The organism is Paraburkholderia sp. BL6669N2, from assembly GCF_003387275.1.
GTDB lineage: Bacteria > Pseudomonadota > Gammaproteobacteria > Burkholderiales > Burkholderiaceae > Paraburkholderia.
Genome location: NZ_QUNA01000001.1, coordinates 906693 through 927342, shown reverse-complemented (window position 1 = coordinate 927342; position 20650 = coordinate 906693). Strand labels below are relative to the sequence as shown.

The window sequence follows — 20650 nt, the reverse complement described above, 5'->3', positions numbered from 1 at the left end:
ACCCATGACCGAATTGACTCACCGCGGCCAGAGCCTGTTGCAGGATCTCGACGGCTTTTCCATCGAGATCGACGCAGAGCGCGAGCGTGCCGACATCGTCCTGCACCGGCCGCCGTTCAACGTGATTTCGATGCATGCGCGCGATCAGTTGCGCGCCGCCTTCGAGGCACTCGACGACGACCCGCGTGTGCGCGTGATCGTGGTGCGCGCCAAAGGAGAACACTTTTCGAGTGGCGGCGACATCAAGGGCTTTCTGGAAGCATCGCCGGAAACCGTGTCGAAGCTCGCCTGGAATATCGCGGCGCCTGCGCGTTGTTCGAAGCCGGTGATCGCGGCCAATCGCGGCTTCTGTTTCGGCGTGGGTTTCGAACTATCGCTCGCGTGCGATTTCCGCATTGCTACCGACACCAGTTTCTACGCGCTGCCGGAACAGAAACTCGGGCAGATTCCGGGCTCGGGCGGCTCGGCGCGGTTGCAGCAGATGGTGGGCATCGGCCGGACCAAGGACATTGTGATGCGCTCGCGCCGCATTCCGGGCAAGCAGGCTTACGAGTGGGGCATCGCAGTCGAATGCGTGGCCGACTCGGAACTCGAGGCGACGACCGACGCGCTGGTGGATGAACTGCGCGCGTTCTCACCGCTCGCGCAACGCACCGCGAAGAAGCTGCTCAACGATACCGAGGACGCACCGCTGTCGATCGCGATCGAACTCGAAGGTCACTGCTATAGCCGGTTGCGCGCCTCGGACGATTTCCGCGAAGGCGTGGAGGCGTTTCACGGTAAGCGCAAGCCGGTGTTTCGCGGCAGTTGAGGCGAACGCTGGGCAGCGGTGAAGGGGAAGACGGCTTGCATGGGATTGGAGTTAGCGCTAAAGCGCTAACCCCGGTCGACAGCTTTGCATGGGACCGGAGTAAGCGCTAAAGCGCTAACTCCGGTCGACACAGGAGACAGGTGGATGGAACGCTTCGATTACGTGATCGTCGGCGGCGGATCGGCAGGGTGCGTGCTCGCGCATCGTCTGTCGGCAGTCGCGTCGCTGCGCGTCGCGCTGATCGAAGCAGGCGCGGATACGCCGCCCGGCAAGGTGCCCGCGGCGATTCTCGACAGCTATCCGATGCCGGTTTTCTGCGGCGACAAATACATCTGGCCGGAACTGAAGGCAAGCGCCACACGCACCGCCGCACCTCGCGTCTACGAGCAGGGTCGGGTGATGGGCGGCGGGTCGAGCATCAACGTGCAGTCAGCCAATCGCGGCCTGCCGCGCGACTACGACGACTGGGCCGCCAACGGTGCGAGCGGCTGGGCATGGCAGGACGTGCTGCCGTATTTCCGCAAGCTCGAGCGCGATGTAGATTTTCCAGCCGGTGAGTTGCATGGCGGCGACGGTCCGGTGCCGATCCGCCGCATTCTGCCGGCGTACTGGCCGGCGTTCTGCGATGCCTTCGCCGACGGCATGCGGAAAAATGGTTTCGCGGCCTTGCAGGATCAGAACGCCGAGTTCGGCGACGGTTATTTTCCCGGCGCGTTTTCGAATCTCGACGACCGGCGCGTATCGACCGCAACGGCCTATCTGGACGAAGCGACGCGTCAACGCCGCAATCTGCGCATCTATGCGGACTTGCGCGTCGAGTCGATCCTCATGGAAGGGCGTGTCGCGCGCGGCGTGGTCGCGGTAGAGCGCAGCGGCGCGCGCATCCGTTTCGACGCCAACGAAGTCATAGTGAGCGCGGGCGCGTTGCAATCTCCCGCGTTGCTGCTGCGCGCCGGCATCGGCGCGAAGGCGGAACTGGACGCGCTCGGGATCGAGTGCAGAGTCGATCTGCCGGGCGTGGGACGCAATCTCCAGGATCATCCGTCGCTCACGTTCTGTCATTTTCTCGAGCGGCGTTTTCGCATGCCGCTCTCGCGCCGTCGCGCGAGCATGACGGCCGCGCGTTTTACCTCGGGCATAGCGGGCTGCGACGAGTCCGATCTGTATCTGTCGAGTGCGACGCGCGCCGCCTGGCATGCGCTCGGCAACCGGCTCGGCTTGTTTTTCCTCTGGTGCAACCGGCCTTATTCGCGCGGCCGTGTGCAGCTCGTGTCCGCCGATCCAGCGGCGGCGCCGCGCGTCGATCTGAATCTGCTCGACGATCCGCGCGATCTCGCGCGCCTCGTCCACGGCGTGCGGATACTCACGAAGATTGTCGAGGCGTCGGGTCTCGGCGACAACCCGCGCGACTTTTTTCCGGCCGCGTTTTCACCGCGTGTGAAAGCGCTGAGCCGCGTCGGCAAGGGCAATGCCGCGCTGACTTCGCTGCTCGGCATGGTGCTCGATACGCCCGCGCCCTTGCGGCGTCTGCTGATCGAGCGTTTCTTCACGCGAGGCCAGCGCATGTCCGCGCTGCTGGCCGAGCCGGGCGCGCTCGAAGACTTTATCCGCGCGAATGTGTTCGGCGTCTGGCACGCGAGCGGTACTTGCCGGATGGGCGACGCGCACGACGCCACGGCGGTAACCGACACTTCGGGCCGCGTGCACGGCGCGCACGGCCTGCGGGTCGTCGACGCCTCGCTGATGCCGCGCCTGCCCTCGGCGAATACGAATATCCCGACCATCATGATGGCCGAAAAGATTGCCGACGCGATGCTCGCGCGGCGCGAGGCCAATGCTGGATCGAAGACGGCGCCGCTCACCGCGGCCTCGCCATAAGGTTTCTTAACACCACCAAGAGCACGCGCAAGAGAACGTGCCTACAAACGGGGACGATCGAGAGACGGCCCGCTGATAGTCAAGGAGATGACGATGTCTGTAGCAGCGCAAAATGGCGCCGCCTTGCCCGCGGTTGACCAGCGGCAAGTGATGGGTGCGGTAATGGCCTCGTGCCTCGGCTGGGCACTGGATCTGTTCGATCTGTTCGTATTGCTGTTCGTCGCACCGGTGGTCGGGCGGCTGTTCTTTCCGTCCGAGCACGCGATGCTCTCGCTCGCGGCCGTGTATGCGTCGTTTGCCGTGACATTGCTGATGCGCCCGCTCGGCTCGGCATGGTTCGGCTCCTACGCGGACCGCCACGGACGCAAGGGCGCGATGATCATCGCCGTGGTCGGCGTGGGGCTTTCCACGGCCGCGTTCGGCATGCTGCCGACCGTCGCGCAGGTGGGTCTCGTCGCGCCGATCCTGTTCCTCGTGCTGCGGCTCGTGCAGGGCGTGTTCGTGGGCGGCGTGGTGGCGTCGACGCATACCATCGGCACCGAATCGGTCGCGCCGAAATACCGCGGCGCGGTGTCGGGGCTGATCGGCGGCGGCGGAGCGGGGCTCGGCGCGTTGCTCGCCTCGCTCACGTATCTGGCGATGTCGGCGCTTTTCCCCGGCGCGGCGTTCGAGGTGTGGGGCTGGCGCTGCATGTTTTTCACCGGCATCATCAGTTCGGTGCTCGGACTGTTCGTTTTCAGCAGTCTCGAAGAGTCGCCGCTGTGGAAAAAGCTCGCCGCCGAAAAGGCCGCCAAGGCCGCGGCACAGAAGCACGACGCGCCGGTCGAAATCGTGCGCTCGCCCGTGCGCACGCTATTTTCCCGCGACTATCGGTCGATTCTGTTCGTGAACCTGTTGCTGACTATCGGCGGCGGCAGCGGCTATTACCTGACCTCGGGCTATCTGCCCACCTTCCTTAAGGTAGTCAGCCACGCGCCGAACGGCGCCGCGGCGGCGATCCTGCTGATCTGCAGCGTGGCGGTGGTGATCGCGTCGGTGGCGGCGGGGCATCTGAGCACCTTCATCGGCCGCAAGTCCACTTTCATCTGGCTCGGCCTGATCCGGCTCTTCGCGTTGCCCGCACTATTCCTGCTGCTGCCCACGGCGCAAAGCGTCACCATGATCGGCGTGTATGCGGTGATTCTCAGCGCGCTCGGCAGCGCGGGCTATGCGCCGATCCTGATCTTCCTGAACGAACGGTTCCCGACCGCGATTCGCGCGACCGGCACCGGGCTTTCATGGAACATCGGCTTTGCCATTGGCGGGATGATGCCGACCGCCGTCTCGCTGGTGGCGAAAGACGCGAGCGAGTTGCCGATGACGCTGGCGATCTTCGTCGGGGCGATCAGCGTGATTTTCCTGATCGGCGCGTTCGTCGTGCCGGAAACGCGCGGGCGGCTCGAACAGGCCGCGGCGCGCGAGCCGGTTTAGCTCGCGGAGGGGTCGACGGGCGCGCCCGTCGTCACGCGCCGGATCTCTTCGCCGATGATCTCGATCAGCGCGTGCGCCGCGGGCCCGATCGGCCGTTTCGGATGGCTCACGCGGATGATGTGCCGCACGATTGGCGGTGACGTGATGGTGCGCGCGCACAGCACCCCCTCGTCGACTTTGCGCTGAACCACTACGCGCGGCAGGATTGTCGCGACGCTGCTCTGTTCGACGAACTGCACGATGGTGTTCAGCAGGTCGATCTCGAACTTCGGCTTGATGACCACGTCTTCGGCCAGCAGCGCCGCGTCCAGTACGCCGCGCAGGCCGTTGCGGCGGGTCGGCAGCACCAGCTCGATGCCGGCCAGCTGCGCGAGATCGACGGCCGGCGGCAGGTCGGGGCCGAGCGCGGCGCTCGTCACCAGCACCATTTCCTCGTCGACCAGCGGCACCACGTCGAGCGTGAGGCGCCCGCGCGGCTTGTTGATGATGGCTGCATCCAGCCGGCCCGCTTCGACCGCGTCGATCAACTGCGCGCTGAACCCGTCGGCGACCGACACTTCGACTTGCGGGAACATCGCGTTGAACCTGGCGAGCGACTCCGGCAGCACGCTTTCCGCCTCGGACGACACCATGCCGAGCGACACCCGCCCAGTCACGATCGCGTCCTGGCGGCTCAACTGGTCGCGCGCCCGCTCGATATCGCGCATGATCGGCGTGTACAGGCGGTACATCTGGCGCGCCGCGTCGGTCGGCGTCATGCCGTGCGGGCCGCGTTCGAACAGTTTCTGGCGCAATTCGGTTTCGAGCTTCGAAATCTGCATGCTGAGCGCGGGCTGGACGATATTGAGCCGCTTCGCCGCGCGCGTGACGGAGCCGTCTTCGAACAACGTGATGAAATACTGGATTTGCTTGAGGTCCATGAAACGCGGGAGCGGGTCGGAAATCGATGTAAAAAACGCGGGGAAACAGGGCGGGAAGGACCGGAAGCTCCGAGTTTAACCGTGCCGCGCCGCGCCTGCTTGCAAGCCCGCGGGGAAGCCCGCGCGGCGCGGCGTGCGCGTCGTCACGAACCTGTTTCCTTACACTGCTACAATCTCGTCTTTCTCGATCGACTGTGCGCTATGGGTTTCGAACAACTCGCTGAACTGAAGAAGCAATTGGCCGCGGCTCGCCGCGAGGCTGCGCCTGCCGCGAAGTCCGGCGCCAGGCCTGCTTCGAAGGACGCATCCAAGCCGGCCAAGGACGCTTCTAAGCCCGCTTCCAAGCCCGCTGCAAAGGACGCCGCCAAGCCGGGCGCGAGGCCTGCCCGCAAGCCCGCGCCGCCGCGCCGTGCCGCGCCCGCAGCCGCATCCGACGCCAAACCGGCGGTGGAGGCGAAGCCGGTGGACCCGGTGGTGAAATCGATCGGGCGGCTGCAGAAACGCTTCCCCATTGCTTTCCCCAAGAATCCGGCGCCCAAGCTGCCGCTCAAGGTCGGTATTTTCGAAGACCTCGTGGTGCACGCCAAGGAACTGTCGCTGAGCCAAGCCGAATTGCGCGACGCCATCAAGACCTGGTGCCGTGGCAGCCGCTATTGGAAATGTCTCGTGGAAGGCGCGGCGCGCGTCGATCTGACGGGCGCCGAGGCGGGCAAGGTCACGGCGCAGGAAGCCGCCGGTGCGCAGCGTCTGCAGGCGCATCGCGCGGGCAGGAGCGCGGCGAAGGCGGCAGCCGGCTCGGCGAATGCAAATGCGGCCGGCGAGGCAGGCACGGAAGCGGGCGCTCAAGCCGCTGCCGAAACGCCGAATGCGCCAGCCGACACAGCCATTGCGCCGGCCGAAGCCGCTGCGGACTCGCAAGCCGCCGAAGCAGGCAAGCCGCAGGCCGATTCGACGGCTACGCCGGTCGCCCACGAAGCGGCCGCCGAGCCGTCCGACTCGCCGGCCGCCCGCGAAGCGTAAAACCCGCCACCCCGCCTAGGGGTGGCTGCCTTGCCGCGACGCAGCCGCCAGCCGGCTGCGCACGAAGCCGACGTGTTCGCGCAGTACATAGAACGCGTCGGCGTAAGCAAGCGGCATGCGCAGCCGATTCAACGAATCCTCGATCTGATCCAGTTCCGCGAAGAGCCGCTTGCGCTCCTCGTCGGTCGAACCGATGAGCGCGCCGCGTTCGATCGCAATCAGCGAACCATAGTAGCGATAGATGCGCGAGCGCACCCGCCAGCGATACAGCGCCGGAATCAGGCGCATGGCCGGGAACAGCAGCACGGCCATCGGCAGCAGCAGAACCAGCGTACGGTCGCCAACGCTCGCCAGCCAGAACGGCAGCGTGCGGTATAGAAAGCTCTTGCCGGTCTTGTAGTAGCGCTGCGCGCCCTCGCTGATCTGATATTCACGCGCGACCGGACTCGGAAATTCTCCCGCCCGCTGCAACAGTCCCGGCATGCCGTGCACTTCCTGCGCCGCTTCGATCAGCAGATCGGAAATGGCCGGATGCAGCGTGGTGCGAGCCACCAATTCGCCGGTCGGGCTGATTAGATGCACCGTTTCCGGCGGAATCCGGCGCTTCAGATCCAGCACGCCGGCCGGCAGGTCGATCTGGTCCAGATAGGGAAAAAGACGAGTATAGGCGCCCGCTTCGTCGAAGTTCATCACCGACACGCCGGGCACCTTGAGCAGGCGCAGCATCAGGCCGCGCGTGGCCGAATCGCCGTTCAGGATCGCCGCGTCCACATTGCCGGCCACCAGTTGGGTGGCGGCCTGCAGGCCGTCGCTCGGCACCAGCGTGGTGTCGCCGCCCGGCTCGATGCCGTTCGCTTCCAGCAGTTTCAGCGCGAGCAGGCGCGTGCCGCTGCCTTCGCGACCCACCGCGATGCGCTTGCCTTCCAGTTCAGAAAGCTGGCTCAAGCCCGTGCCGCGATAGAACACCACCACCGGAATATAAAAAACGCTGCCGAGCGACATCAGCGACGAGGTGTCGAGCCCGTCGGCCACGCCGCCTTGCACGAGCGCGACGTCGACGTGCTGCTTCGGGTCCAGCAGCCGTTGCAGATTCTGCACGGAGCCGTCGGACTCCAGCACGTTCAGCTTGATGCCGTTGCGGGCGAGAATTTTCCGGTACTGCTCGGCGGCGATGAAAAACGAGCTGTCGCGCGGGCCGGCGCTCAAGGTGATCGTCTTGGGCGGCGCCGGATCGATCAGCCAGACAACCAGCGTCACTGTCAAAATGATGGCCGCCGCCACGACGGCATAGAGCAGGGTATGGTCGCGCCACTCGGCATGCGGTTCTTCGCCGGAAAAGTGCGGGGGACGCGGGCGCTGCGCTTTCATGGACACTCCATGCCGGGAGCCGGGATGATCGCATTGTCCACTGTCCGTGGCGGCTTTGCCGTCGGCAGTTTGCTCTATTGACCGTGGCATAATCCGCGACAGCTTCCCCATTGTGTCGCCGGGCGCATCGTGAGTCGTTTCTATCGGAAGATCGGCAGTTGGCTGGGATTGTTCGCGATCCTGATGGCCACGCTCGCGCCGACGATCTCGCACACGCTCGCCGCTCGCGCCGATGAAGGCGCCATGTCGGACGAGCATTGCGATATGCCGTCGATGGCGTCCATGGGGTCGATGGACTCCATGCGAAAGGACATGCCGGACGCGTCGTCGGTCGTTTCGAGAACGTCCGATCAGGCCACCGGCAAACACACCGGCCACACCGCCATGTCCGACGGCGACGCCTGCGGTTATTGCAGCCTGCTCGCCCACATGCCGGCCGTGCCGAGCGTCGAGGCACTGTTCGTCGTTGCCGTCCGCGCTCTGCAGCACACCGTCGCGACCCGCTTCGAAAGCGTGCGCCGCGTCGAGCCGCTCACGTTCGCTCAACCCCGCGCCCCTCCGTTCGCATCCTGATTCGAGTCACCACGGCGCGATGCATCGACTGCATCGCGGCTGCCGCCGCACGTCCCTGTCGACTGTGCGCGCTGGCATTGTCACGACCCATGAAACAGGATGAATCATGCTTATCCCCTCGACGCCCCGCGCGCAGCCGCTGCGCTCGGCGGCGCTGCTCGCCACCATTGCCGCCATTGCGGGCGCCTTGCTGTGTGCGCCAACGCTCGCCGGCGCCCACGCCATTGCGGGCAACCGGGTTTTCCCAGCGACGCTGGCCGTGGACGACCCCGGCGTCGGCGACGAAGCCAACCTCCAGTTCGGCCATCAACGCGTGCCTGGCGAGAACGGCGACCAGAGCATCAACACCTTCGACTTCGAGTACGACAAGCTGATTACGTCGCGGCTCGCGGTGTCCGTCGACGGCACGTATGCGATGCAGAACAACCCGCGGGCGAGCGGCTTCGACAACTTCGGCGTCGGCTTGAAGTACCTGCTGTACGTCAACGACGCGCGCGAGTTCATGACCTCGATCGGCGTGAATGCCGAACTCGGCGGCACGGGCAGCCGCGCGATCGCGGATAACTTCTCGACCATCTCGCCCACCGTCTACGTCGGCAAGGGCATGGGCGATCTGCCCGATTCGCTCGCGTATCTGCGGCCGATCGCGATCACGGGCGAAGCGGGGCCGGCGCTGACCACCGGCGCGGGACAGCCGAACGCGTTCAACTACGGGTTCACCGTGCAGTACAGCTTGCCGTATTTGCAGCAGCACGTGCGCGATGTCGGCCTGCCGCAACCGTTCGCCAATCTGATTCCGCTGGTGGAAATTCCGTTGTCGCGCAGCCAGGGGCAGACGACCGGCACGGTCAATCCGGGCTTCATCTGGATCAACCGTTATGGGCAGTTCGGTGTGGAGGCGCAAATCCCGATCAATCGCGCAAGCGGCTCGCATGTGGGCATTCTGGTGCAGGCGCATATCTTCTTCGACGATGTCGCGCCGACCACGATCGGCAAACCGCTGTTTCAGTAACGCAGGAGAGTGATGATGAATGACACGATGAAACATCCACGTTTGCGTGGCACACGTACCGTGGCGAAACTGGCGTCGTTGTTCGCCGGACTTGCATTGGCAAGCGCGGCTTTCGCGCATGTCTTCCCGCAGAAGCAGGAGCCGGGCGCGGGCGCAACGGTGGCCTCACCCGCGCAGGTGCGCGTGATGTTCGACGGCCCGCTCGAAGCCGCATTCAGTTCGCTAACCGTGACCGACGCGAGCGGCAAGCAGGTCAACACGGAGAAGGCCACGGTCGATGAGCATCAGCGGGCCTTGATCACCGTGCCGTTGCCGACGCTCGCGGCTGGTCACTACACGGTGCACTGGGTGGCCGTGGCGTCGGACGGGCATCGCACCCATGGCGACTATGCGTTCAATGTGAAGTAGCTGAAGCGGTGATGCGCTGCGTCATCCATCGGGCGATGGCGCAGCGTCTGAAAAGGTCTATTATCGAAAAGACGCTTTGAGCGCCAGGCTGTGCAAAGCAGCCGTCTTCGCCTTCGCTCTGAGGAGAAGAACACATGACGGAGTCCGTGAAGGCGTTTCCGACAGCGGCGCCGGGCCACCAGCGCCGGCGGATCGCCTGGCTCTACGCGTCGCTATTGACCTTCAATCTCGCCGCATGGCTTGCGGCCCTCGCGGCGTTTCGCGGCTATCCGATGCTGATGGGTTCCTGCCTGCTGGCTTATTCGCTCGGCTTGCGGCACGCCGTGGACGCGGACCACATCGCCGCCATCGACAACGTCACGCGCAAGCTCATGCAGTCCGGCCAGCGTCCGCTGAGCGCAGGGCTGATGTTCTCGCTCGGCCATTCCACCATCGTCGTACTGGCGACGCTCGGCATTGCCGTCACCGCGATGGCCCTGCAAACCCGGCTGGGCGGATTCAGGGAAACGGGCGCGATGATCGGCACGCTCGTGTCGACGTTTTTCCTGTTTGCCATCGCGCTGCTGAACCTCATCGTGCTGCGTTCCGTGCTGCGCGCGTTTCGGCGCGTGCGCCGCGGCGAGCCGTATGTCGACGAAGATCTCGACATGCTGCTCGCCAATCGCGGCTTTCTCGCGCGCTTCTTCCGTCCGCTGTTTCGTCTGATCACACGAAGCTGGCATATGTACCCGCTCGGCTTTCTGTTCGGCCTTGGTTTCGATACCGCGACCGAAGTCGGCTTGCTCGGCATTTCCGCGGCGGGCGCCGCGCAAGGCATGTCGATCTGGTCGATCCTCGTGTTCCCGATGCTGTTTACGGCGGGCATGACGTTGATCGACACCACCGACAGCATCCTCATGCTGGGCGCCTACGGCTGGGCCTTCGTGAAGCCGGTCCGCAAGCTCTACTACAACCTCACCATCACGACGATTTCGGTGCTGGTGGCACTGCTGGTCGGCAGCATCGAAGGACTTGGGCTCGCGGCCGACAAGCTGCATTTAAATGGCGGATTCTGGCAGATGGTGGCGCTTCTTAACGATCACGTCGGCATGCTCGGCTATGCGATCGTTTGCGTCTTCGCGGCCGCCTGGTTATTGTCCGCCGCGGTGTATAAGTGGCAGCGAATCGGCGAAATGGAAATCCGTTCCTGATGACCGCGCATGAAAAATAAGCGTGGCCCGAACCCTTAAGGGCTATCGTCAGAGAATTGCACAGGCGCACGGATGGGGTTATCGCGGCACGCGAAGTTTCACGAAAAGCTATGAAAATTGGGGTATTTCGTATCGCTGAACTATACTCGAACAAGTTTTTCGGGCTCATTGCGATGAGCACCATTCAAACGAAAACATGCAGCAAATCCGATCTTTTTGACCGCTCCCCACGCGGAAATGACCCCTGATCGATTGCTGGACACGTGACTGCCGTGCGGCGCTCGCCACGTATCTTTGCTTGTCCAAAAAGAACGTGAACGTAGTGGAGACACATCATGGCGGAAGCAGACAACGTCCCCTATGGGCGCAAGACTCAGCACGCGCCGGCCCTCAAGGAAGTGCACATCATCTGGATTACCGCGGGCCTCGGCTGCGACGGCGATTCGGTATCCATCACCGCGGCCACCCAACCGAGTATCGAGGACGTGATTCTCGGCGCGATTCCCGGCTTGCCGAAGGTCCATCTCCACAATCCCGTACTGGCGTACGAAAACGGCGACGAGTTTCTCAAGCCGTTTCATCAGGCGGCGCGTGGCGAACTGGATAACTTCGTGCTGGTGATGGAAGGCTCGATTCCCAATGAGCGTATCAATCGCGAGGGCTATTGGGCCGCCCTGGGCACCGACCCTGACACGGGCGACCCGATCACGATTCCGCAATGGCTCGACCGGCTCGCGCCGCGCGCGCTGGCGGTGGTCGGCGCGGGAACCTGCGCGACGTATGGCGGCATTCACGCGATGCAAGGCAACCCCACCGGCTGTATGGGCCTCGCCGATTATCTCGGCTGGGACTGGAAGTCGAAAGCAGGCCTGCCGATCGTCAACGTGCCGGGCTGTCCGGTGCAACCGGATAACTTCATGGAGACGCTGCTGTATCTGCTGTATCAGCTCGCGGGCCTCGCACCCATGATTCCACTCGACGACGCATTGCGGCCGAAGTGGTTGTTCACGCGCACCGTGCACGACGGGTGCGACCGGGCCGGTTCGTACGAGCAGGCGATCTTCGCGACCGAATACGGCAGCCCGAATTGCATCGTCAAGCTCGGTTGCTGGGGACCGGTCGTGCAATGCAACGTGCCCAAACGCGGCTGGATGGCGGGCATAGGCGGCTGTCCGAACGTGGGCGGCATCTGCATCGGCTGCACGATGCCGGGCTTTCCTGACAAGTTCATGCCGTTCATGGACGAGCCGCCCGGCGCGGTGCTGTCGTCGAATCTGATCAGGAGCTATGGCCCGCTGATCCGCAGCTTGCGCAAACTGACCAGAAACACGCTCAACGATGAGCCGAAATGGCGTCACAACCGTTCGGAACTCACCACCGGTTACCGTCGCTGAGCAGGCGGATTTCGCGCAGTCAGTGTCGTCAGCATAGTCAGCAGGAGAAGGTCATGGCCGTCAGCACCGCACCTGAAGCGACCAGCACCACCCAGGCAGCGCCGGGCAAGCTGGTCGAAATGAACTGGGATCCGATTACGCGGATCGTCGGCAGTCTGGGGATTTACACCAAGATCGATTTTGCGAACCGTCGGGTGGCGGAATGCTACAGCACGTCGTCGATCTTTCGCGGCTATAGCATTTTCATGAAGGGCAAGGACCCGCGCGACGCGCATTTCATTACGAGCCGGATCTGCGGCATTTGCGGCGACAATCACGCGACCTGCTCGGTCTACGCGCAGAACATGGCCTACGGCGTGAAGCCGCCGATGATCGCCGAGTGGATCGTCAACCTCGGCGAAGCGGCCGAATACATGTTCGACCACAACATCTTCCAGGACAACCTGGTGGGCGTGGACTTCTGCGAGACGATGGTCAAGGAAACGAATCCGGGCGTGTGGGCCAAGGCGCAAAAAACACCCGCTCCGCATGCGGACAAGCACGGCTATAAAACCATCGCGGAGATCATGACCGCGCTCAATCCGTTTACCGGCGAGTTCTACCGCGAGACGCTGATGGTGAGCCGCTACACGCGCGAAATGTTCTGCCTGATGGAAGGGCGCCACGTGCATCCGTCGACGCTATATCCCGGCGGTGTGGGCACCGTGCCGACCATTCAGCTCTTCACCGACTACATCACGCGCCTGATGAAATACGTGGAGTTCATGAAGAAGGTCGTGCCGCTGCACGACGATCTGTTCGACTTCTTCTACGAGGCATTACCCGGTTATGAAGAAGTGGGCCGGCGCCGTGTTCTGCTCGGCTGCTGGGGCTCGTTCCAGGACCCGAACGTGTGCGACTACAACTACAACACCATGACGCAATGGGGTCGCGGCATGTTCGTCACGCCGGGCGTGGTGGTGGACGGAGAACTGGTCACGACCGATCTCGTCGACATCAACCTGAACATTCGCATTCTGCTCGGCAGTTCCTACTACGACGATTGGGATCACGAAGAAACCTTCGTGAAGAACGACCCGCTCGGCAATCCGGTGGACCGCAAGCATCCGTGGAATCAGACCACGCTGCCGCATCCGCAGAAGCGCAAATTCGACGGCAACTATACGTGGGTAATGTCGCCGCGCTGGCTCGACAAGCGCACCGGCGACCACCTCGCGCTCGATACCGGCGGCGGTCCGATTGCGCGACTGTGGTCCACGGCGTTGGCGGGACTGGTGGATATCGGCTATATCAAGGCGACCGGTCACAGCGTGAAGATCTATTTGCCGAAGACCGCGCTCAAGCCGGAGGTCGAATTCGAATGGAAGATTCCGAAGTGGAGCAATGCGCTCGAACGCGATCGCGCCCGGACGTATTTTCAGGCTTATTCGGCAGCCGCGGCGCTGTATTTCGCCGAGCAGGCGCTCGCCGAATTGCACGCGGGCCGCACCCGCACGTTCAGCGACTTCACGGTGCCGGAAGAAGGGCTCGGCTGCGGCTTCCATGAGGCGGTGCGCGGCGTGCTCTCGCATCACCTGGTGATCCGCGAGGGCAAGATCGCCAACTACCATCCGTATCCGCCCACGCCATGGAACGCCAATCCGCGCGATATCTACGGCACGCCCGGACCTTATGAAGACGCCGTGCAGAACACGCCGATCTTCGAAGAGAACGGCCCCGAGAAGTTCAAGGGCATCGACATCATGCGCGCGGTGCGCAGCTTCGATCCATGCCTGCCTTGCGGCGTGCATATGTACGTGGGCAACGGCAAGACCATCGACACCTCGCACTCGCCGACCTTCGGTGTGATGCAGGGAGCGCATACGTGAGCACCCAGACGAGCGACCAAAGCCCGGTCGCCGCCCAGCAACGCCGCATCGAGGAACTGATTGCGGCGCTGGAGACGCTCGACGATCCGGCGGCGCGCGAGAGCGCTCAGGAACTGCTGCAGGTGGTGCTCGATCTGCATGCGAACGGGCTCGCGCGTCTGCTGGAAATCGTTTCGTCCGTCGGGGCGATGGACGACGCCATGCTCGAAGCATTCGAACGCGACGCCGGCGTATCGGCGCTGCTGCTGTTGCACGGTTTGCATCCGCAAGACCTGCCGACGCGCGTGTCGCGAGCGGTGGAGAAGATGCGGCCGTTGCTCGGCGTGCAGGGCATCCAGATCGAATTGCTCGACGCCGCCGAAGAAGCGGTACGCGTGAAAGTGGCCGGGCGTCTGCAAGGCAAGCACAATTCGATCGGCGAATTGCGGCAGGAAATCGAGCTTGCGATTTTCGAAGCCGCGCCGGAGGCGACGCGTGTCGACATTGCGGGTTTGCAGGACGTCAACGTGCATGAACTGCGTTTCATGCCTAATACGCGCACTGAGACGCAAACCAGGGTAGCCGGCCGGACCGAGGCCGGCGCGCAATGACGTCCGCCGTCGCCACGACGCGCGGCTGGGTCGCGGCCGTGCGCCATTTCGTGCGCAAAGCCGACGACACGCACTGCGAGTTGTGCGGCGCGCTGCTGCTGGCCGACCATCCTCATCTGTTCGAGATCGCCAAACGGCAACTGCATTGCTGCTGCCGTGCCTGCGCATTGTTGTTCGGCAATCAGCAGAACGCGCGCTATCGTCCGGTGCCGCGCGACGCGCGTTATCTCGACGGCTTTCGCATGAGCGACGCGCAGTGGGACGCGCTGGCGATTCCCATCGACATGGCTTTCTTCTTTTACGACAGTTCGGCGCAACATATCGTCGCGCTGTATCCCGGACCAGCGGGCGGCACGCAGTCGCTGCTGGATCTGCAGGCGTGGACCGAGCTCGTTGCCGACAACCCGTGGCTCGCGCAACTGGAGCCCGACGTCGAAGCGCTGCTCGTGAACCGCAGCGAAGGCGCGCGCGAGTATTACCGTGTGCCGATCGACCAATGTTATGCGCTGACCGGCGTGATTCGCGCGCGATGGCGCGGCGTCTCGGGCGGCCGGCAGGCCTGGGATGCGATCCATCGTTTCTTCGCCGCGTTGAAGACTCATGGCCGCGTACCGGAGGGCTTGCTTCATGCCTGATCTCGCATTCACCGTCGAGTCGGCGGAAGTGGTGCCGTTTGCGGTGGCGCCGCTGCTGATGTTCAAGCTGCATATCGTCGATACGGCGGCTGACCCGTCGGCGCAGCTCGAGATCGCCAGCATCATGCTGCAATGCCAGATCCAGATCGAGGCCGCGAAACGTCGCTACGCACCCTCCGAGCAGTACGGGCTCGAAGACCTGTTCGGTATTCCGCCGCGTTGGGGCGATACGTTGCGCACGATGCTGTGGACGCATGCGTCGGCGGTCGCGCCACCGTTCACCGGCGAATGCACGCTCGATCTGACCGTACCGTGCAGCTACGACTTCAATGTCGCCGCCACCAAATACTTTCACGGTCTGGAAGAGGGCGAGATTCCGCTGATGCTGCAGTTCAGCGGCACCGTGTTCTATCGCGAGCCCGACGGCGCATTGCAGGCCGCGCCGATTCCATGGCACAAGGAGGCGGCGTACCGTCTTCCGGTGGCGTTATGGCGCGACATGATGGCTCGCTATTACCCGAACGGCGCGTGGCTATGCCTGCATCGTGACGTGTTCGATCGCCTCTCCCGTTTTAAAACCCGTGGCGGTCTGACGAGTTGGGAGCAGGCGGTGACGAGTCTGCTCGACAAGCTCGAGGAGGACATATCGTGAACGCGGTCGAGAGCGTGGTGCAGGCGGTGCTGTACGAAGGCTACATACTGTATCCGTACCGGCCGACTTCGGTGAAGAACCGGCAACGCTGGACCTTCGGCGGCGTTTATCCGCGCGCCTATGCGGAGGCATCCGGCAGCGATCCGTGGGTGACGCAAAGCGAGTGTCTGCTGTGCGGCGGCGAGCACACGCGCGTGGCCGTGCAGCCCGGCTTTTTGCAGGTGATCGAGCGGACGGTGCTGGGCGTCTCGGAGAACGCCGCGGTGCGGCCGGAGTCGGGCGAGCCGGCATGGCGCACGGTGTCCCGGCTCGATATCGACGAACGGCGCTACGCGCCGTGGCAGGAAGCGGCTGAACGGCATCTCGCGCTGCCCGTGCTGGTGCTCGGCGAGTTGCTGAACGCCCCATGTGAGATTCCCTTTTCATTCGATGCCGGCCATGAACTCGAACCGCTGGCGGACTGGCATGGCACGCTGCGTGGCGCGTTGCGCCGCACGCGTGCGGCGCTGCAAGGGCGCGTCGAAATCAGTGCGGCGAGCGTGGCGGCGGGCGTCTATCGGCTGAAGGTGCGCATCGTCAATGAAACGCCGCTCGAGCAGGCGCGCAACCTCACGCGCGATGGCGCGTCGCTGTATGCACTGGTCTCGTGCCATACCGTGCTGAGCATCGAGCGCGGCACATGGATCTCGTCGATCGATCCGCCCGACGACCTCGCGGCGGCCTCGGCCGCGTGCCGCAATATCGGTGTGTGGCCGGTGCTGGTCGGCGATGAACAGCGGCCCGACACCATGCTCGCCTCGCCGATCATCCTCTACGATTTCCCGCAGATCGCGCCCGAAAGCGCAGGCGATCTGTTCGACGCTACGGAGATCGACGAGATTCTCACGCTGCGCATTCTCACCATGACCGACGATGAAAAGCGCGAAATGGTCGCCACCGACGAGCGCGCTCGCGCCTTGCTCGCGCGCACCGAAGGTCTGGGCGCCGAGCAGATGCAGAAGCTGCACGGCACCTTGCGGCAGGTGCGCGCGCTCGATGCGGCGAGCGTGGACGCGCCGGTTTCTCCGGCACGGAGCGCCGTGCCGGCTTCGCCGTGGGCCGAACTCGATGCGCGACCGCATCTTGCCTGCGTGCGGGTCGCGGGCGTGGAGATTCGCATCGGCGATCAGGTGCGTCTGCGCCCGCGCGGCCGCGCGGACATCTTCGATATCGCGCTGAGCGGCATGGTCGCGACGATCGAATCGATCGAGCGCGATTTCGACGACCACGTGCACGTTGCCGTGACCATCGACGACGATCCGGGCAAGGACTTCGGCGTGCAGCGCATGCCGGGCCACCGGTTCTTCTTCGGGCCCGACGAAATCGAGCCGCTCGGCCAGGCCGCCGGCGCACGGCGGGGGCTCGTATGAGCGCGATTCTGGTGGCCGGCATCGGCAACGTGTTTCTCGGCGACGACGGCTTCGGCGTCGAAGTGGTGCGCCGTTTGCAGCAGCAGTTGGCCGCGGGCGACTTGCCGGGATTCGCGGCGGACGTGGACGTCGCGGACTTCGGCATTCGCGGCGTCGATCTGTGTTACGCGCTGCTCGACGGCGTGGACAGCGCGATCCTGATCGACGCCACGCAGCGCGGCGGCGCGCCGGGCACGCTGTACGTGATCGAGCCGTCCATCGACGAGTCGGACCGTGCAGCGAGCGAAGATCCGTACGCGCTGCCGATCCTGATGTCGCCGCATGAGATGGACCCCGCCAAGGTATTGCATACCGTGCGCATGCTCGGCGGCTGCTGCGAGGACATTGTCGTGCTCGGCTGCGAGCCGCAGGATTTCGGTTGCGAACAAGGCGAAGAAGGGCGAATGAGTTTGAGCCGCCCCGTGGCGGCTGCGGTGGAACTGGCCGCTGACGTAGTGGTGCGGCTCGTGACGGCGAGGCTCGCGCAGCGCGCCGCGCGCGTGGCCTGATATGCGGGGTGTGCGGACACGTCATGCATACGGCGTGGAATAACTGAAGCGGGAGACATCATGAAAGGTTTTTTCAAGTACCTCTTATTGCCGGCATTGGTGGTGAGCGTGTTGGCAAATATGAAGGACATCAAGCGCTATATCCGAATTCGCAACATGTAGGCGGCGTCGGTCAGGGAGATGGCGATGAGCACGCATGCGCAGCCCGCCGGGCCGGGTTCGACGCAGCATCCGGCGGTCGCGGGACCAGTGGGTGAAGAGATCCGCGTGCGCGGGCTGGTGCAGGGCGTCGGCTTCCGGCCGACCGTGTGGCGGCTGGCGCATGCCTGCGGCGTGGTGGGCGACGTGTGCAACGACAGCGACGGCGTGCTGATTCACGCATGGGGCGACGCGTGGATGCTGCAGCGTTTCATCGACAGCCTGAGCGCCGAGTGTCCGCCGCTCGCGCGGATCGACGCGATCGAGCGGCATGAGTTGAACGAGGCGGCCGGAGCAAGCGACTTTCGTATCGTGCCGAGCGTGCGCGGCCCGGTGCAAACCGGCGTCACGCCCGACGCGGTCATCTGCGCCGACTGCGCGGCGGATACCGCCGACCCGGCGAACCGCCGCTATCGCTACCCCTTTACGAACTGCACGCACTGCGGCCCCCGGCTGTCGATCGTGCAGGCCATTCCGTACGATCGCGCCAATACGACCATGGCGGCGTTCGTCATGTGCGACGCGTGCCGTGCGGAATACGACGATCCCGCCAACCGGCGCTTTCACGCGCAACCGGTCGCGTGCCCCGCATGCGGCCCGCGTGTCTGGCTGGAGAGCCGCGATGGCGCGCGCGTGCGCGGCGACGATCCGTGCCGCGCGGCAAGCCAGTTGCTGCGGCATGGCGCGATCGTCGCGATCAAGGGCTTAGGCGGTTTTCAACTGGCCTGCCGCGCGAACGATGAAACCGCGGTCGCGCGTCTGCGGCGGCTGAAACGGCGCGAGCGTAAACCCTTTGCGCTGATGGCGCGCGATCTGCAAGCCGTGCACCGGTATTGCACACCGAATCAAGCCGAATGCGCGCTGCTCGCGAGCGCCGGCGGACCTATCGTGATTCTGTCAGCCGATGGCGCCGAATGCGTCGCGCCGAGTGTTGCACCGGGCGTCGGCACATTGGGCTTCATGCTGCCGACCACGCCGCTGCATCGGCTGCTGATGGAGTCGATCGATTCCGCGCTGGTCGTGACGAGCGGCAACACCAGCGACGAGCCGCCGTGCATCGATAATGCGGACGCCCGCGCGCGTCTCGGCCGTATCGCCGATGTCTTCCTGATGCACGACCGCGACATTTCGCGCCGGGTCGACGATTCGGTCGCGCGCGTGGTGTGGGGAACGGCGCGGATCGTGCGGCGCGCGCGCGGCTATGCGCCGGCGCCGCTGCTGTTGCCTAAAGGTTTCGCCGATACGCCGGCCGTGCTGGCGACGGGCGGCGAACTCAAGAACACCTTCTGCCTTGCGCGAGATGCGCAGGCGATCGTCTCGCATCACATCGGCGATCTGGAAGACGCGCTGACGTATGCGGACTATCGCCGCGCGGTGGCGCAGTATCTGCGTCTGTTCGAGCATGAGCCGCGGGCAATCGCGCTCGACCTGCATCCTGAGTATCTGTCGCGCAAGATTGGCTACGAGCTCGCGCAAGCCTCGCAGATTCCAGTGGTCGAAGTGCAGCATCATCACGCCCATCTCGCCGCGTGCATGGCCGAAAACGGCGTGCCCTTCGATGCGTCGCCGATGCTGGGCGTCGCGCTCGACGGTCTCGGTTACGGCGACGACGGCACGCTGTGGGGCGGCGAATTCATGCTGGCCGACTATCGCGGCTATACGCGGCTCGGCCGCTTCAAACCGGTGGCGATGCCGGGCGGCACGCGCGCCATCGACGAGCCGTGGCGCAATGCCTACGCGCATCTGCGGGCGGCTTTCGACTGGTACGGATTCACGCGGCACTACAGCGGTCTGGAGATGCAGCAATTCCTGAGCAGCCGCCCGCGCGCGGCGCTCGATTCGATGATTGCGCAGCGCGTGAACAGCCCGCTCGCGAGTTCGGCGGGCCGTTTGTTCGACGCGGTGGCCGCCACGCTCGGCGTGTGCCGTGAGCGCGTGCTTTACGAAGGTCAGGCCGCGATCGAACTGGAGGCGCTGGTCGATCAGCACACACTGCGCAACGACAGCGACGCGCATGCGTATCCGTTCGAACTGACCAACACCATGCCAGGAGGGTTGCGCTGCATCGAACCCCGGCCAATGTGGGAAGCCTTGCTCGACGATCTGCTGCGCTGCACGCCCGTGCCGGTGATCGCGGCGCGTTTTCACAAGGGCATGGCGATCGCGATCGTGCGCATGGTGGAGTGTCTTGCCGATCTGCTGACGGGCCCGGCCGACACGCGCAGCGTCGCGCTATCGGGCGGCGTGTTCCAGAACCGCATCCTGTTCGAACAGGTCGCCACGCGCCTCAACGAAGGGGGTTTTCGCGTGCTGACGCATCGCCAGGTGCCGGCTAACGACGGCGGATTGTCGCTCGGGCAGGCGGTGATCGCGGCGGCACGGCCGCGCGACGAGGGTTGATAGTTTGCACGGGGTAGAGGGGAGAGCGACATGTGTCTGGGCATTCCAGGGCAGATCGTCGAAGTGACGGATGCGGCGAACGATCTCGCGCTCGTCAATGTCGGCGGTGTGCGGCGCGTGATCAACATCGCCTTCGTGATCGACGAAGACCGGCCGGCTAGCGCGTGCGTCGGCGAATGGGTGCTGGTGCATGTCGGCTTTGCGATGAGCCGCGTCGACGAGCGGGAGGCGGCGCGCACGCTTGCGCTGCTGCATGAACTGGGCGTCGCGCAAGGCGAGATGGATGAGTTGCGCGGCGCGCCGTGA

General features: G+C 64.7%; 20 protein-coding genes. 18 read left to right on the top strand and 2 right to left on the bottom strand.

From position 1 onward, the window contains the following. Window positions 1–4 precede the first annotated feature (4 nt). The 3 genes from B0G80_RS04185 (at window position 5) to B0G80_RS04175 (ending at window position 4159) form a co-directional block, all read left to right on the top strand. On the top strand, window positions 5–811 hold the full coding sequence (locus tag B0G80_RS04185; RefSeq protein ID WP_106284350.1) for an enoyl-CoA hydratase/isomerase family protein: 807 nt from the start codon (window positions 5–7) through the stop codon (window positions 809–811). A gap of 144 nt (window positions 812–955) precedes the next feature. Continuing rightward, entirely contained in the window at window positions 956–2689 is a 1734-nt protein-coding gene (locus B0G80_RS04180; protein WP_116117099.1) for a GMC family oxidoreductase, read from the top strand. A gap of 93 nt (window positions 2690–2782) precedes the next feature. Then, a complete protein-coding gene (locus B0G80_RS04175) occupies window positions 2783–4159 on the top strand; it encodes an MFS transporter (protein ID WP_116117098.1) in 1377 nt (458 codons plus the stop codon). Here B0G80_RS04175 and B0G80_RS04170 read toward each other — a convergent pair. Continuing rightward, window positions 4156–5079: a LysR family transcriptional regulator gene (locus B0G80_RS04170; RefSeq protein ID WP_116117097.1), complete on the bottom strand. Its 924-nt coding sequence runs from the start codon at window positions 5077–5079 to the stop codon at window positions 4156–4158. The two genes, B0G80_RS04175 and B0G80_RS04170, sit on opposite strands and share 4 nt — an antisense overlap. A gap of 201 nt (window positions 5080–5280) precedes the next feature. On the opposite strand from B0G80_RS04170, the gene B0G80_RS04165 reads away from it, so the two are divergent. Further along, window positions 5281–6099 (top strand): ProQ/FinO family protein, encoded by an 819-nt coding sequence (locus B0G80_RS04165; protein ID WP_116117096.1) that lies wholly within the window; start codon window positions 5281–5283, stop codon window positions 6097–6099. A gap of 15 nt (window positions 6100–6114) precedes the next feature. Here the strand turns inward: B0G80_RS04165 and B0G80_RS04160 are convergent, their stop codons facing one another. Next, window positions 6115–7467 carry a TAXI family TRAP transporter solute-binding subunit gene (locus B0G80_RS04160; protein ID WP_116117095.1) on the bottom strand — a complete coding sequence of 451 codons (1353 nt, stop codon included), beginning with the start codon at window positions 7465–7467 and terminating at the stop codon, window positions 6115–6117. A gap of 129 nt (window positions 7468–7596) precedes the next feature. Here B0G80_RS04160 and B0G80_RS04155 point away from each other — a divergent pair, with 129 nt between their 5' ends. The 14 genes from B0G80_RS04155 to B0G80_RS04095 all read left to right on the top strand — a co-directional run bounded on the left by B0G80_RS04155 (window position 7597) and on the right by B0G80_RS04095 (window position 20650). Next, on the top strand, window positions 7597–8040 hold the full coding sequence (locus B0G80_RS04155; RefSeq protein ID WP_116117094.1) for a DUF2946 domain-containing protein: 444 nt from the start codon (window positions 7597–7599) through the stop codon (window positions 8038–8040). A 106-nt stretch (window positions 8041–8146) separates the two neighbouring features. After that, window positions 8147–9052 (top strand): hypothetical protein, encoded by a 906-nt coding sequence (locus tag B0G80_RS04150; protein WP_181919902.1) that lies wholly within the window; start codon window positions 8147–8149, stop codon window positions 9050–9052. A gap of 15 nt (window positions 9053–9067) precedes the next feature. Next, window positions 9068–9460, top strand: coding sequence for a copper resistance protein CopC (locus B0G80_RS04145; RefSeq protein ID WP_116117093.1), 393 nt, complete (start codon window positions 9068–9070; stop codon window positions 9458–9460). Between the two features lie 134 nt (window positions 9461–9594). Then, complete coding sequence (locus B0G80_RS04140) at window positions 9595–10650, top strand: HoxN/HupN/NixA family nickel/cobalt transporter (RefSeq protein ID WP_116117092.1); 1056 nt, start codon at window positions 9595–9597, stop codon at window positions 10648–10650. 335 nt (window positions 10651–10985) lie between these two features. Beyond that, window positions 10986–12044 carry a hydrogenase expression protein HypE gene (locus B0G80_RS04135; RefSeq protein WP_116117091.1) on the top strand — a complete coding sequence of 353 codons (1059 nt, stop codon included), beginning with the start codon at window positions 10986–10988 and terminating at the stop codon, window positions 12042–12044. Between the two features lie 53 nt (window positions 12045–12097). Further along, window positions 12098–13912 carry a nickel-dependent hydrogenase large subunit gene (locus B0G80_RS04130; RefSeq protein WP_116117090.1) on the top strand — a complete coding sequence of 605 codons (1815 nt, stop codon included), beginning with the start codon at window positions 12098–12100 and terminating at the stop codon, window positions 13910–13912. After that, entirely contained in the window at window positions 13909–14502 is a 594-nt protein-coding gene (locus B0G80_RS04125; RefSeq protein WP_166679107.1) for a NifU family protein, read from the top strand. The genes B0G80_RS04130 and B0G80_RS04125 overlap by 4 nt, the downstream gene beginning before the upstream one ends. Then, the gene (locus B0G80_RS04120; RefSeq protein WP_116117088.1) at window positions 14499–15137 is read left to right on the top strand and encodes a DUF5947 family protein; all 639 of its coding nucleotides are present in this window, start codon (window positions 14499–14501) and stop codon (window positions 15135–15137) included. The genes B0G80_RS04125 and B0G80_RS04120 overlap by 4 nt, the downstream gene beginning before the upstream one ends. Next, complete coding sequence (locus tag B0G80_RS04115; protein WP_116117087.1) at window positions 15130–15789, top strand: DUF6084 family protein; 660 nt, start codon at window positions 15130–15132, stop codon at window positions 15787–15789. The genes B0G80_RS04120 and B0G80_RS04115 overlap by 8 nt, the downstream gene beginning before the upstream one ends. Then, entirely contained in the window at window positions 15786–17198 is a 1413-nt protein-coding gene (locus B0G80_RS04110; protein ID WP_116117086.1) for a hypothetical protein, read from the top strand. Before B0G80_RS04115 ends, B0G80_RS04110 begins: the two co-directional genes overlap by 4 nt. Beyond that, window positions 17195–17746, top strand: a complete 552-nt coding sequence (locus B0G80_RS04105) for a hydrogenase maturation protease (RefSeq protein ID WP_116117085.1) — start codon at window positions 17195–17197, stop codon at window positions 17744–17746. The genes B0G80_RS04110 and B0G80_RS04105 overlap by 4 nt, the downstream gene beginning before the upstream one ends. 60 nt (window positions 17747–17806) lie before the next feature. Continuing rightward, window positions 17807–17908: a DUF6893 family small protein gene (locus B0G80_RS47950; RefSeq protein WP_404935329.1), complete on the top strand. Its 102-nt coding sequence runs from the start codon at window positions 17807–17809 to the stop codon at window positions 17906–17908. A 24-nt stretch (window positions 17909–17932) separates the two neighbouring features. Beyond that, a complete protein-coding gene (hypF, locus tag B0G80_RS04100; protein WP_116117084.1) occupies window positions 17933–20344 on the top strand; it encodes a carbamoyltransferase HypF in 2412 nt (803 codons plus the stop codon). A gap of 30 nt (window positions 20345–20374) precedes the next feature. Beyond that, window positions 20375–20650, top strand: a complete 276-nt coding sequence (locus tag B0G80_RS04095) for a HypC/HybG/HupF family hydrogenase formation chaperone (protein ID WP_116117083.1) — start codon at window positions 20375–20377, stop codon at window positions 20648–20650.